The organism is Pseudomonas sp. NFR09, from assembly GCF_900111535.1.
Classification (GTDB): Bacteria; Pseudomonadota; Gammaproteobacteria; order Pseudomonadales; family Pseudomonadaceae; genus Aquipseudomonas; species Aquipseudomonas extremorientalis.
The window spans coordinates 1-13,335 of record NZ_FOIH01000005.1 but is presented as its reverse complement, the minus strand read 5'-3'; the positions used below and the strand labels follow the sequence as shown (position 1 = coordinate 13,335).

12 protein-coding genes and 1 pseudogene are annotated in these 13,335 nt (G+C 61.6%); 6 read left to right on the top strand and 7 right to left on the bottom strand.

The features are described from left to right. Positions 1-105: 105 nt before the first annotated feature. Positions 106-2,370: a bifunctional 23S rRNA (guanine(2069)-N(7))-methyltransferase RlmK/23S rRNA (guanine(2445)-N(2))-methyltransferase RlmL gene (gene rlmKL, locus BMX59_RS12870; RefSeq protein ID WP_093121995.1), complete on the bottom strand. Its 2,265-nt coding sequence runs from the start codon at positions 2,368-2,370 to the stop codon at positions 106-108. A 532-nt stretch (positions 2,371-2,902) separates the two neighbouring features. Here rlmKL and rmf point away from each other — a divergent pair. Further along, positions 2,903-3,118 (top strand): ribosome modulation factor, encoded by a 216-nt coding sequence (gene rmf / locus BMX59_RS12865; protein WP_002553055.1) that lies wholly within the window; start codon positions 2,903-2,905, stop codon positions 3,116-3,118. A 123-nt stretch (positions 3,119-3,241) separates the two neighbouring features. Here rmf and BMX59_RS12860 read toward each other — a convergent pair whose 3' ends face one another. From BMX59_RS12860 to sctC, 5 genes are all read right to left on the bottom strand, one after another. Next, the gene (locus BMX59_RS12860) at positions 3,242-4,267 is read right to left on the bottom strand and encodes a quinone-dependent dihydroorotate dehydrogenase (RefSeq protein ID WP_071491396.1); all 1,026 of its coding nucleotides are present in this window, start codon (positions 4,265-4,267) and stop codon (positions 3,242-3,244) included. A gap of 86 nt (positions 4,268-4,353) precedes the next feature. Beyond that, positions 4,354-4,815: a transglycosylase SLT domain-containing protein gene (locus tag BMX59_RS12855; protein WP_092243316.1), complete on the bottom strand. Its 462-nt coding sequence runs from the start codon at positions 4,813-4,815 to the stop codon at positions 4,354-4,356. Next, positions 4,808-5,212 (bottom strand): winged helix-turn-helix domain-containing protein, encoded by a 405-nt coding sequence (locus BMX59_RS12850; protein ID WP_092242736.1) that lies wholly within the window; start codon positions 5,210-5,212, stop codon positions 4,808-4,810. Before BMX59_RS12850 ends, BMX59_RS12855 begins: the two co-directional genes overlap by 8 nt. Before the next feature lie 156 nt (positions 5,213-5,368). Then, positions 5,369-5,593 carry a FliM/FliN family flagellar motor switch protein gene (locus tag BMX59_RS12845; protein ID WP_092242733.1) on the bottom strand — a complete coding sequence of 75 codons (225 nt, stop codon included), beginning with the start codon at positions 5,591-5,593 and terminating at the stop codon, positions 5,369-5,371. Between the two features lie 16 nt (positions 5,594-5,609). Then, positions 5,610-7,037 carry a type III secretion system outer membrane ring subunit SctC gene (gene sctC / locus BMX59_RS12840; RefSeq protein ID WP_093121988.1) on the bottom strand — a complete coding sequence of 476 codons (1,428 nt, stop codon included), beginning with the start codon at positions 7,035-7,037 and terminating at the stop codon, positions 5,610-5,612. A gap of 273 nt (positions 7,038-7,310) precedes the next feature. Here sctC and BMX59_RS12835 point away from each other — a divergent pair, with 273 nt between their 5' ends. The 5 genes from BMX59_RS12835 to cobA all read left to right on the top strand — a co-directional run bounded on the left by BMX59_RS12835 (position 7,311) and on the right by cobA (position 12,935). Then, positions 7,311-8,537: a CmpA/NrtA family ABC transporter substrate-binding protein gene (locus BMX59_RS12835; RefSeq protein ID WP_092242727.1), complete on the top strand. Its 1,227-nt coding sequence runs from the start codon at positions 7,311-7,313 to the stop codon at positions 8,535-8,537. Positions 8,538-8,550: 13 nt separating this feature from the next. After that, on the top strand, positions 8,551-9,126 hold the full coding sequence (locus BMX59_RS12830) for an ANTAR domain-containing response regulator (protein WP_071491401.1): 576 nt from the start codon (positions 8,551-8,553) through the stop codon (positions 9,124-9,126). 157 nt (positions 9,127-9,283) lie between these two features. Beyond that, a complete protein-coding gene (locus tag BMX59_RS12825; RefSeq protein ID WP_071491402.1) occupies positions 9,284-10,495 on the top strand; it encodes a nitrate/nitrite transporter in 1,212 nt (403 codons plus the stop codon). Next, entirely contained in the window at positions 10,495-12,165 is a 1,671-nt protein-coding gene (locus BMX59_RS12820; RefSeq protein ID WP_093121982.1) for a bifunctional protein-serine/threonine kinase/phosphatase, read from the top strand. The genes BMX59_RS12825 and BMX59_RS12820 overlap by 1 nt, the downstream gene beginning before the upstream one ends. 26 nt (positions 12,166-12,191) lie before the next feature. Beyond that, the gene (gene cobA / locus BMX59_RS12815) at positions 12,192-12,935 is read left to right on the top strand and encodes a uroporphyrinogen-III C-methyltransferase (RefSeq protein WP_092242721.1); all 744 of its coding nucleotides are present in this window, start codon (positions 12,192-12,194) and stop codon (positions 12,933-12,935) included. A gap of 46 nt (positions 12,936-12,981) precedes the next feature. Here cobA and BMX59_RS12810 read toward each other — a convergent pair. Then, positions 12,982-13,335 (bottom strand): annotated as a pseudogene (locus tag BMX59_RS12810) (IS4 family transposase); the annotation flags it as partial.

Sequence of the window (13,335 nt, the reverse complement as noted above, 5' to 3'; positions counted from 1 at the left end):
CTTTGGCTTGGCCTTAAGTTATAGCCACCGGCCTTGAATTTGACCAGCGTAAAAAAGCCGCAAACCCGGAATAATCCAGGCTTGCGGCCTGATTGACAGCCGTGTTCAGCGCGCGGTGATTTTCCATGCCCGGTGGATCTTCGCATTGCGTGCGAAATCCGGGTCGATGGTCTTGTCGCTGATTTCCTCGACCGCGTAGCGTTCGCTCAGGTTGTCCTCCAGTGCGAACTTGCGGAAGTTGTTCGAGAAGTACAGCACGCCGCCCGGCGCCAGGCGCGCCATGGCCAGGTCGAGCAACTGCACGTGGTCGCGCTGCACGTCGAAGATACCTTCCATGCGCTTGGAGTTGGAGAAGGTCGGCGGGTCAATGAAGATCAGGTCGAACTCATCGCGGCAGGCCTCCAGCCAGGCCATCACGTCACCCTGCTCCAGACGGTTCTTGTCGGAGAAGCCGTTGAGGGACAAGTTGCGGCGTGCCCAGTCCAGGTAAGTCTTGGACAGGTCGACGCTGGTGGTGCTGCGCGCGCCGCCCTTGGCCGCATGCACACTGGCGGTGGCGGTGTAGCAATACAGATTGAGGAAACGCTTGCCGGCTGCCTCTTTCTGGATGCGCAGGCGCATCGGGCGGTGGTCGAGGAACAGGCCGGTGTCCAGGTAGTCGGTGAGGTTGACCAGCAGCTTTACGCCGCCTTCGCTGACTTCGGTGAACTTGCCCTGGGCGCTCTGGCGCTCGTACTGCTTGGTACCGCTCTGACGCTCACGGCGCTTGACCACCACGCGGCTCTTGTCGATGTTCAGCGCCTGGGGAATGGCCGCCAGCGCATCGAACATACGCGCGGAGGCTTTTTCCGGGTCAATGGACTTGGGCGCCGCGTATTCCTGTACATGCACCCAATCGTGATACAGGTCGATGGCCATGGAGTATTCCGGCATGTCGGCATCGTACACGCGGTAGCAATCCACGCCTTCGCGTTTGGCCCACTTGCCCAGCAGCTTGAGGTTCTTTTGCAGGCGGTTGGCAAACATCTGCCCGCCTTCGCTCAGGCGCGCCTGCTCGACCACCGGGGCCGGAGCAGGTTTGATCGGGTTGCCGTTCTTGTTGTACTGGCGCTCTTGCGGCTCGGCCGGGGCCTGATCGTAGGCAGCTTGCTCACGCTCGGCCTGGCGCTGTTCCGGGGTACGACGTTCGCCGGTGACGAACTGGTCCGGGTTGACCTTGATCAGCAGCAACTTGCACGGCAACGCGCCGTTCCAGAACGAATACTGCTTGTGGCTACGGATGCCCATGCGCTTGCCCAGGTCCGGCGCGCCGGTGAACACTGCGGCTTCCCAGCCCATGCACGCCTGGCGCAGACGCTCGCCGAGGTTCTGGTAGAGGTACAACAGGCTGGCTTCGTCACCCAGGCGCTCGCCGTACGGCGGGTTGCAGATGACCAGGCCTTTCTGGTTCTGGTCCGGGCGCGGTTCGAAGGTGCCTACTTCGCCCTGGTACACCTTGATCCAGTGGCTCAGGCCGGCCCGCTCGATGTTATTGCGCGCAGGCTGGATCAAGCGCGGATCGGCTTCGTAGCCACGGATCCACAGCGGCGGCTTGTTCATGCCGATGGCGGCGCGTTCAGCGGCTTCGGCGTGCAGCTTCTTCCACAGCGCCGGGACATGACCGAGCCAGGTGGTGAAACCCCACAGCTCGCGGTTCAGGTTGGGGGCCATGTCGGCAGCGATCATGGCGCCTTCCACCAGGAAGGTGCCCACGCCGCACATCGGGTCACTCAGCGCGCCGCCTTCAGCGGCGATGCGCGGCCAGCCGGCACGAATCAGGATCGCGGCCGCCAGGTTTTCCTTCAACGGTGCCGCCCCCTGCTGCAAGCGATAACCGCGCTGGTGCAGGCTGTGGCCGGACAGGTCGAGGGACAGGATCGCTTCGCCACGGTCCAGGCGCAGATGGATGCGCAGGTCCGGATTGATCTTGTCGATGGACGGGCGCTCGCCAGTCGGGGTGCGCAGCTTGTCGACAATCGCATCCTTGACCTTCAGCGCGCCGAAGTGGGTGTTGTCGATGCCCGAACCGTGGCCGCTGAATTCAACCGCCAGGCTGCCATCCGGCACCATGTGGTCGGCCCACTCGATGTCCAGCACGCCGTGGTAGAGGTCTTCGGCGTCCTTCATCGGGAAGCGCTTGAGCACCAGCAGCACGCGGTTGGCCAGGCGCGACCAGAGGCACAGGCGGTAGGCGGTTTCCATGTCGGCCATGCCGCGCACGGCCGAGGTGTGCTCGCGGGCGTCCTCAAGGCCAAGCCCGACGGCTTCCTCGATCAGCAGGCCTTCGAGGCCCTTGGGGCAGGTGAGGAAGAGTTCAAAACGGTCCGACATGGGGCATTCCAGGCTTTTCAGCAATAAATGAACGGGCGACGCATCGCCGGTTCGGTTTTCAATCAAGCACTTTTCTTGAAGAGTGCTCGCGTGGCACGAATGTGCCGTCCCACCCCGGCTGCCGGGCCTTTGGGCCTGTAATGACGGGGCAGAGAAACAATTGGCTGTAACAAAAAGAAATATTCCGACCCTTCGTCGAATAATAACTGACTGCAACGGGCGGACATTCTCACTAAAGGATTAAACCCATCCTCTATGCAGGGTGCATCATAGCTGGCTTTGCCCAATAAAAGGGGCGAAAAACCATCCCAGCTTATCGCTATAGCATCGTTATCGTTACGTGCTTATGACAAAACGATCATTGAATCCATGTGACCTATTGGTTAGAACTCAATACAGGTTGGCGCCGTAACGACGCCGACACATCGGCTCGCCACGCCGGCAGCGAGCCCACCAACGGCAGAAAAACTCTGCCCGGTCTCGGACGAGGCCGAAGGATATCAAGACAGTCAACAAGTGAGGGAAACACCCTATGAGAAGACTTAAGCGTGATCCGTTGGAAAGAGCATTTTTACGCGGATATCAATACGGCGTTCATGGCAAATCCCGTGAGCTTTGCCCATTTACTCTACCGTCGGTACGCCAAGCCTGGATCAACGGCTGGCGAGAAGGACGCGGCGACAACTGGGACGGTATGACTGGCACTGCGGGAATCCACAGACTCAACGAACTTCACGCCGTCGGCTAATCAAGGGCAATTAATTCCGACACCACCTCTGGATTTATAACGACTTACCATGCACGCCCCATCCGGGCGGCGGGCTTCGGCCCAGGGGGCTCCTTTTCAGGAGCCCTTTTTAATGGATGGTTTTCAGGCTTTTGGCAATGCCGCGATGGCATCTACCGACTGGCGAATCAGCGCCGGGCCTTTGTAGATGAAGCCGGAATACAACTGCACCAGGCTTGCACCCGCGGCAATCTTCTCGGCCGCATGCTTGCCTTCGGTAATACCGCCGACGGCGATGATCGGCAAGCGCCCGGCCAGCTCCGCAGCCAGCACCTTGACGATATGGGTGCTCTTGTCACGCACCGGCGCCCCCGACAGGCCGCCCGCTTCGTCGCCATGGGCCAGGCCTTCGACGCCTACGCGGCTGAGGGTGGTGTTGGTCGCGATGACTGCGTCCATCCCCGAGTCCACCAGGGCCTGGGCCACCAGCACGGTTTCTTCGTCGCTCATGTCCGGCGCGATCTTGATCGCCAGCGGCACGCGCTTGCCATGACGCACGGCCAGGTCTTCCTGGCGCTGGCGCAAGGCTTCGAGCAGTTGCTTGAGGGAGTCGCCGAACTGCAGGCTGCGCAGTCCCGGGGTATTGGGCGAGCTGACGTTGACCGTGACATAGCTGGCGTGGGCGTAGACCTTGTCCAGGCAGATCAGGTAATCATCCACCGCACGCTCGACCGGCGTATCGAAGTTCTTGCCGATATTGATGCCCAGGATGCCCTTGTACTTCGCCGCCTGAACCCGCGACAGCAGGTGATCAACGCCCAGGTTGTTGAAACCCATGCGATTGATGATCGCCTCGGCTTCCGGCAGGCGGAAGATACGTGGCTTGGGGTTACCCGGCTGTGGGCGTGGCGTCACGGTGCCGATTTCAACGAAACCGAAACCCAGCTGTGCAAAACCATCGATGGCCGCACCGTTCTTATCCAGGCCAGCCGCCAGGCCGACCGGGTTGGGGAAGTCGAGCCCCATCACCGAGACCGGCATTTTTGCCGGTGCCTTGCATACCAGGCCATTGAGCCCCAGGCGGCCACCGGCACCGATCAGGTCCAGGGACAGATCGTGGGAGGTTTCCGGGGAGAGTTTGAACAACAGCTGGCGGGCCAGGGTATACATGGGCGGGCTAGACTCGGATGGCGGCGAAAGGTGGCGGCGATTATAGCCGGGGTCACGGGTTGCGCGCGAGGCGCGAACCTCAATCGTCAGTAGCGGTGCGCTACCAACTGCTCGTAATACGCCCAGATTTTCTGGGCATATTGCATGCGCAACGCCTCACGCGCGGGCCCGGAACCCGGGCCTGCGTTGTAGGAGCCTACCGCCGTCCAGTTGTAGCCAAAGCGCTGGATGAACTCGGCGAGAATCGAAGCCCCTACCTCCACCGACAGGCAAGGCTCATTGAGCAACCGCTCCTCGGTAATACCTCGCTCGAGCAGGCGCGGCAAATGGCTGCTGTTGATCTGCATCAGGCCGATGTCCCGAGTGCCATTACGGTTCGTATCGTTTATCGCGTGCGCACGAAAGCCCGACTCCACCGCAGCGATCGCCTGCAGCAATTCGGGCTCGATGTTGTAGCGGCTGGCCGCCTCCTCCCAGCAATAGGCCAGCGCCTGATTGCCGGTCATCATCACACCCAACACCAAGCCCTTGCTCCAGAACCTAGCCACGGCCTGCCACTCCATTGCGGGTATGGCCGCATGCCGAGCACACATGGTCCATACGGCCAGACGAGGGGCCCTCGATCGTCACCGGGCAAATGAAACGGTACCCCCGACCGTAAATCGTCTTGATAAACCCCTTGTCGGTGCCAAGGTACTTGCGCAGTGAATAAATGCAGCGTGTCAGCGACTCTTCGGCAACTTCCCCCTGCGGCCAGGCCAGCTCCAGCAAGCGATCCTTGGTCATCAACACGCCACCGGACATCAGCAACAACCGCAACACCAGCCCTTCCTTGGGCGGCAGCTGAACATCTGCGTCCTCACCGGTCAGGCGACCATCGTCGTGCAGGGTCCAACGCGCAAAAACCAGGGAAGTCGTCGTCCCTCCATCATCCATGACAGCCATGATTACCTCGGCATCCGACTACTGACATTGAAGTCCTCATTTGCATTACGGGTTCAAGTGCCCCTGCCACGACTATAAAAACCTGCCTCAAGGCTCACGTTAGGAAAAAGCGCAGACATCGCGCGTTTTTTTGGAACCACGCTGTAAGACGTTTCGCTACCCATCAACTTCAGGTAGCCAGGCGTGGTAAACCTCGTGCAACTCAACCCCCAACCGGTCTTCCAACTGCACCAACTCACCCAAGGCCAGTAATTGCCCGTTAACCCGAACCTCCACGCAATGGATTATCTCTGGCATCAAAGGCAACACCTTCCCGGGCGCAAACTTTGCCAGGCGCCGGCGGCTGATCAGTTGTTCCTGAAGAAGAATTTCCAGATGCATCGGGCTAACACCTTGTTCACGGTGAGACATCGCGCTCAGGCCGTACAAACGCACGTTGAACACGCTCGTATTGCGCTGCCGTCAAAGGCGGTGGCCCTGCCCCCCCACCCGGCCCCAGCGTCTCACTGCCCACGGCCCTGGCCTGAATCACAAACAGACGCACTTGATCCGGGCGAGTAGTCGCCCGCCGTTCTGCCTCTCGTTGAAACGCGCCCAGCCACAGACGCCTGCCCTGGGGCACACGCACCACACTGTTGACCCCCACCTGCCCCACCGCGGTATTTTTTTCACGCCGCCCCTTCTCACTCATCTGGCGCCCCTCCTCAATCTCAAGGCGCATTTCGATCTGGTTAGCTTCTGAAAAACGCGGCAATACGCTGACCTGAGTGCCATAGCGCACAGGTTTCCAGTCAGTCCGGTCGTTTCCGGGGGGCGGTAGATAAAAGGTATGGCTATCCTGAAACACCGCCGGGACGTTCTCCTGAGTGAGAATCACGGGCAGTGCCACCACCTTCGCCCGTCGACGACGCTCCAATGCACCGATCCTGGCCATCACGCGGTTGTCATCCTGAGGCGCAAGGATTCGCGTGGTCGACATCCGGGCGTCTTCATCCCTGCCCAGGCCCAGTTTTTCCAGCTCGTCACGCTCAACATCCACCAGCCATAACGACACTTCGATCGATCGCTTGGGTATGTCGAGTTCAGCCACCAGTTTCTGGATGAAGGTCACCTGGGCCGGCTTGCCCTTGATCAGCAGGCTGTTGCTGTCCGGGTAGGCGATCACACCGAGGCTCTTGTCGGACAGCAACCCCTTGTGCTCGCTGGCCAGCAGGGTCTCGATCATCGACGCCATCCCCGGCACGGTAACCGGGTTGTCGCGCGCGCCGTACTGACGGTCCGCCACATCGGTGTTAAGCACCTGAACCACACCAAAGGCCTGCGCGCCCACACGCAAATCGGCTCTTTGCCGGTCCATCAATTGGGCCAGGCGCATCACCTGATCGACGTAGTTAGGTGGGCCGGACACATAAAATGTGCGTGCCCCACTTTCACGCAGGGGATGGCGTGACTCATCGATACCCGAGCGGCGCATAAGGCCACGCAACTTGTCGACCGTAATATGCCGCAAGGTCACCGCAGAGCTCTTTGCCTCGTCAGCATCGTAGATATGCAGCGCTTGCCCGTCGCTGTACCAGATCAACCCCTGCTCTTGCGCAAGCGCCTCCAACGCCTGTTGCGGCGCATCGAAATCCAGTGCGGTGCTCAGACGTTTGCGCGCCACCGCCTGGCTGACAACGATGGGCACCCCCAGCGGCTCCGACAGCGCAGTGAACACGGTATACAGGCTTTCATCCCGAACCTGGTGAAGCTCGGCCCAAGCCAGCGCACTTCCCAACCACAGGCCGGCAAACCACAACCAACGGTGAAACCGGAGACGGAGCATCGTTACAAGGGATTCGGCGTGCACCGTGAGGGTTCCTGGGCAGTCTGGCAGTAAGAGAGCGGCCATACTGAAAGCCCGCCCGGTTTCAATCTTGATGGAAAGCTGACGGCCAGCCGGGCCTCACCACCCGTGGCATGTGCCTTGCTACGAACTCTGCATGAGAGCACGCGCCAACGGCGGAGCGCGCTACGGACAAAGGCGTCGTTACCCGCATTGGCTTACATCGCCATCTGAGGGAACGACGCTTTTTTTTGAAAGAAAAGGTAGGTGTTGATGAACGATTCGGTCGGCAACAGCCCGATGAACGACCCGCGGGCCTGGGTCAACGGCAGTGATGCCCCTGAAAAGAGCAGCCTTGACCTGGGTTTCATGGCCCTGAGCGACTGCGCCTCGGTGGTCGTAGCGGCCACCCAGGGCTTCGCTCAACCCTACGGCCTGACCCTGAACCTCAAGCGCCAATCGTCCTGGGCCAACCTGCGCGACAAACTGGTCAGCGGCGAACTGGACGCCGCCCACAGCCTGTACGGGCTGATCTATGCCGTGCACCTGGGCATCGGCGGAGTCGCGCCCACCGACATGGCCGTGCTGATGGGGCTCAACCAGAACGGCCAGAGCATCAACCTGTCCCACGGCTTGCAGCGACAAGGGGTGATCACTCCTGAGGCGCTCGACCGCCACGTGCACCAAAGCCGAACAAAACTGACCTTCGCGCAGACCTTTCCCACAGGTACTCACGCCATGTGGCTGTATTACTGGCTGGCGAGCCAAGGTATTCACCCCTTGCAGGATGTGGACAGTGTGGTGGTCCCGCCACCGCAAATGGTTGCGCACCTGCAAGCCGGACGCATTGACGGGTTTTGCGTCGGCGAGCCCTGGTGCGCCAGCGCAGTCAAGCAAAACCAGGGGTTTACCTTGGCGACAAGCCAGGCGATCTGGCCGGATCACCCGGAAAAGGTCCTCGGATGCACCCGGACGTTCGTCGACCAGTACCCCAATACTGCGCGCGTGCTGGTGATGGCGATCCTGGAGGCCAGCCGGTTTATCGAAGAAAGCACCGAAAACCGCCGTTCCACCGCGCAATTGCTCAGTGGTCGCGAGTACCTCGACGCCCCGCTCGACTGCATCGAACCGCGCCTGCTGGGCGCCTATGACGATGGCCTGGGCAACCAGTGGCAGGATCCCCACGCCCTGCGTTTTTTCGCCGGTGGCGAGGTGAACCTGCCTTACCTCTCCGATGGCATGTGGTTCATGACCCAGTTCCGGCGTTGGGGCCTGTTGCGCGAGGACCCCGACTACCTCGGCGTTGCCCGCCAGGTGCAGCAACTGGCGCTGTATCGTCAGGCGGCAGGTGCGCTGGGGATCCCGGTAAAGGCCCAGGACATGCGCAGCAGCCAGCTGATCGACGGCAAGATCTGGGACGGTTCCAACCCAACCGAATACGCCCGCAGCTTCCGCCTGCATGCCCTGGCCAATGATTCCAACCGCCAGGCCTGGCGCTGACAGGAGAATCTCCATGCTGCGAATCCTGTTGATCAATGACACCCCGCGCAAGGTCGGCCGCCTCAGGTCGGCGCTGATCGAGGCCGGTTTTGATGTCATCGATGAGTCCGGCCTGACCATCGACCTGCCCGCACGCGTCGAAACGGTGCGCCCGGACGTGATCCTGATCGATACCGAGTCACCGGGCCGTGATGTGATGGAGCAGGTGGTATTGGTCAGCCGAGACCAACCCCGGCCCATCGTGATGTTTACCGACGAACATGACCCGAACGTAATGCGCCAGGCGATCAAGTCCGGCGTCAGCGCCTACATCGTCGAAGGCATCCAGGCCCAGCGCCTGCAGCCGATCCTCGATGTGGCCATGGCGCGCTTCGAAAGCGACCAGGCCTTGCGCGCCCAGCTCCAGGCGCGCGACCAGCAATTGGCCGAGCGCAAGCGCATCGAGCTGGCCAAGGGCATGCTGATGAAAATGAAGGCCTGCAACGAAGAAGAGGCCTACACCCTGATGCGTCGCCAGGCCATGAGCCGCCAGCAGAAACTGATCCAGGTGGCGGAGCAGATTATCGCCATGAGCGAGCTGCTCGGCTGATTTGGCTCAGCTCTTGCTAAGTATTCCGCACAGGTAGCCAACGGCGGTTGCCCCTCCACGACAAAGACGTCGCACACCCGGTTTGCCCTCGCGAACCCGGTGGCGGCGTTTTTTCGTTTTGGCCTTCTTACAAGACTCCCAACCGTTGAGGTGCGTGATGAAATCAAGCTTCTGGAAATCCGGGCACACCCCGACCCTGTTTGCCGCGTTCCTGTATTTCGACCTGAGCTTCATGGTCTGGTACCTGCTAGGCCCACTGGCGGTACAGATTGCCGCCGACCTGCACCTGACCACCCAACAACGCGGCCTGGTGGTGGCGACACCGATCCTGGCGGGCGCGGTGCTGCGCTTCCTGATGGGCATGCTGGCGGACAAGCTGTCGCCCAAGACCGCCGGGCTGATCGGCCAGGTGATTGTGATCTGTGCCCTGTTCGGCGCCTGGAAACTGGGCATCCATAGCTACGAACAAGCGCTGCTGCTGGGACTGTTCCTCGGTATGGCCGGTGCATCCTTTGCTGTCGCGTTGCCGCTGGCCTCCCAATGGTACCCGGCCGAACACCAGGGCAAGGCCATGGGCATCGCCGGTGCGGGCAATTCAGGCACGGTGTTCGCCGCGTTGCTGGCGCCTGTGTTGGCGGCCGCGTTTGGCTGGAGCAACGTGTTCGGCTTCGCTCTGATTCCGCTGGTGCTGACGCTGATCGTGTTTGCCTGGTTGGCGCGCAATGCCCCTGAACGGCCAAAAGCCAAATCCATGGCCGACTACTTAAAGGCCCTGGGCGACCGTGACAGTTGGTGGTTCATGTTTTTCTACAGCGTGACCTTCGGCGGCTTTATCGGCCTGGCGAGCGCCCTGCCCGGTTACTTCAACGACCAGTACGGCCTGAGCCCGGTGACCGCTGGGTACTACACCGCCGCCTGCGTGTTCGGCGGCAGCCTGATGCGCCCACTGGGCGGTGCGCTGGCGGACCGCTTCGGCGGGATTCGTACGTTGCTGGGCATGTACAGCGTGGCAGCAATCTGCATCGCGGCGGTGGGTTTCAACCTGCCAAGCTCTTATGCGGCGCTGGCGCTGTTTGTCTGCACCATGCTTGGCCTGGGCGCCGGTAACGGTGCGGTGTTCCAACTGGTGCCGCAGCGTTTCCGCCGTGAGATCGGCGTGATGACCGGCCTGATCGGCATGGCCGGCGGCATTGGCGGTTTCGCCCTGGCAGCTGGCATGGGCGCGATCAAGCAAAGCACCGGCAGCTATCAGATGGCGCTGTGGCTGTTCGCGAGCCTGGGTGTATTGGCCTGGTTCGGCCTGCATGGCGTTAAACGTCGCTGGAGAACCACCTGGGGCTCGGCCGCCGTGACGGCTGCACGGGTCTGATGAGCCTGCAACTGAGCATCGCTCAGGCCAGTGCCATCGGCCCTCGGGCACAAAACCAGGACGCACTGCGGGTGGTGACACCCGTGGCCGAACTGGCGGCGAGCAAAGGCTACTTGTGCGCCATCGCCGATGGAGTGAGTCAGTGCGCCGACGGCGGCCTGGCCGCGCGCTCGACCTTGCAGGCGCTGGCCCTGGATTACTACGCCACGCCGCAGACCTGGAGCGTGGCCCAGGCCCTGGAACGCTTGCTGTCGGCCCAGAATCGCTGGTTGCAGGCCAATGGCGGTGGCCAGCCGTTGCTGACCACCCTGAGCGCCCTGGTGTTTCGCGGCCAGCGCTTCACCCTCGCGCATGTCGGCGATTGCCGGGCGTATCGCTGGCTGGATGGCGAATTGCAGCGCCTCAGTGAGGATCACGTATGGGAGCAGCCGGGCATGGAGCATGTGCTCAAGCGTGCCCTCGGCCTGGATCAACACCTGGTAGTGGATTTTCTCGACGGCCAGTTGCGCGAAGGCGAATGTTTCCTGCTGCTCAGTGATGGCGTGTGGGCAACCCTGGGTGATCACAGCATCCGTTCGATTCTGCGCGAGCAAACCGACCTGGATCTGGCGGTCAACACCCTGGTGAACGCCGCGCACCTGGCGGGTAGCCAGGACAATGCCAGCGCCCTGCTCGTGCGTATCGACACCCTCGGCGCGGCGACCCTCGGCGACGCCCTGGTGCAATTGCAGCAATGGCCGCTGCCACCGCCGTTGAAAGCCGGGCAACACTTTGAAGGCTGGCAGGTGCAAGGCGTATTGGCGCAAAGCCGACAGTCGTTACTGTACCGGGTGCGGGATGCCCAGCAGCAACCCTGGCTGCTGAAAACCCTGCCGCTGGGCCGCGATGATGACAGCGATGCCGGCCAGGCCTTGCTCGCGGAAGAATGGTTTCTACGACGCGTCGCCGGCCGGGCGTTTCCTGAAGTCCATGCCGCCAGCGGACGCCAGCATCTGTACTACGTGATGCGGGACTACCCCGGCCAGACCCTGGCCGAACTGTTCCAGCAGCACGGCCCATTGCCCCTGGCGCAATGGCAGTCGATCGCCGAGCGCTTGCTGCGGGCGGTGGGCATGTTGCACCGGCGGCAGATCCTGCACCGCGATATCAAGCCGGAAAACCTGCTACTGGGGGATGACGGCGAACTGCGTGTGTTGGATTTCGGCCTGGCGTACTGCCCGGGCCTGTCGGAAGACCGCGTCCATGCATTGCCCGGCACACCAAGCTTTATCGCGCCCGAGGCGTTCAATGGCGACCGGCCTACGGCCCAACAGGATTTATACAGTGCCGGTGTCAGCCTGTATTACCTGCTGACCGGGCACTACCCCTACGGTGAAATCGAAGCCTTCCAACGGCCCCGGTTCAACCAGCCCTTCAGCGCCAGCCGCTACCGCCCCGATCTGCCGGATTGGCTACCCCTCAGCCTGGACCGGGCAGTGGCGGCTCAACCTGCGCATCGTTACGAAACCGCCGAAGAATGGTTGCGTGTGCTGGAACAGGCGGACCGGCAGGAACTGAGCATTCGCCCCAAGCCCTTGCTGGAGCGTGAACCCTTGAAGGTCTGGCGCACTCTGGGACTGCTGTCGATGTTGATCAATCTAGTGCTGTTGTATTCACTCTTTCACCGCTGACGTCATCCCTGGACGAGGAAAAATCCATGAACGCAAGAGTCTGGTTGGTGGGCGCGGGTCCCGGTGACCCGGAACTGTTGACCCTCAAGGCCGTACGCGCCCTGCGTGAGGCGCATGTGGTGCTGATCGATGACCTGGTCAACCCGGCGGTACTGGAACACTGCGTTGAAGCACGGGTGATCACCGTGGGTAAACGCGGTGGCTGTCGCTCGACACCGCAGGACTTTATCCATCGCCTGATGCTGCGCTATGCGCGCCAGGGCAAATGCGTGGTGCGGCTCAAGGGCGGCGACCCGTGCATTTTCGGGCGTGGCGGTGAGGAAGCCATGTGGCTGCGTGAACGGGGCGTCGAGGTGGAGTTGGTCAACGGGATCACGGCGGGCCTGGCAGGCGCGACAAATTGCGCGGTTCCGCTGACGCTGCGCGGGGTGAGCCGTGGCGTGACCCTGGTGACGGCACACACCCAGGACGACAGCAGCTTGAATTGGCGAGCCCTGGCAGAGGGTGGCACGACCTTGGTGGTGTACATGGGCGTGGCGAAGCTTGAGGAGATTCGCCAGCAATTGCTGGACGGCGGGATGGCAGCGGATATGCCGGTGGCGATGATCGAAAACGCATCACTACCACAACAACGGGAATGCCGCAGCGAGTTGTCACGGATGTATGCAGATGCGCAGGCATTTGCCTTGAAGAGCCCGGCCATCCTGGTGATTGGCCATGTGGCAGCCCCTGGGCAAGTCGCTTGCCTTACACAAGCCGCCAGCGCCTGAAGCAAATTCCAGGCGAAAAAAAGCCCGGCCTGAGCCGTAATGCTGTTCACTTAAGCGGAGCAGCCTTACGGTCCACTGGGTACCGGGTTTTGGAAATCTTCACCGTCCTTGGCCTTCCTGGCCTTGGGCGGTGATCCAGAAACATTCCTCCTACTCCTCCCCTCAGCTCGCTTAGCCTCCTTCCTGTTGCTGATACCGGGTTCGCTGCTGCCATCACGATCAACTGTACCGCTATGTACTGGCAGGCTGGCTTGAACCGTATATCTGAAGGTGCGCGGCCGAATGCTACAGCGGCCTGGCTGGCCTCCCGACGAATAATGTTGTAAGCCAGCAAAAGCCCCCAGACCTCCTGATAAATCAGCTCGACCTTCTTACTGCGCAGCGTTACCGCGTTCTGTTG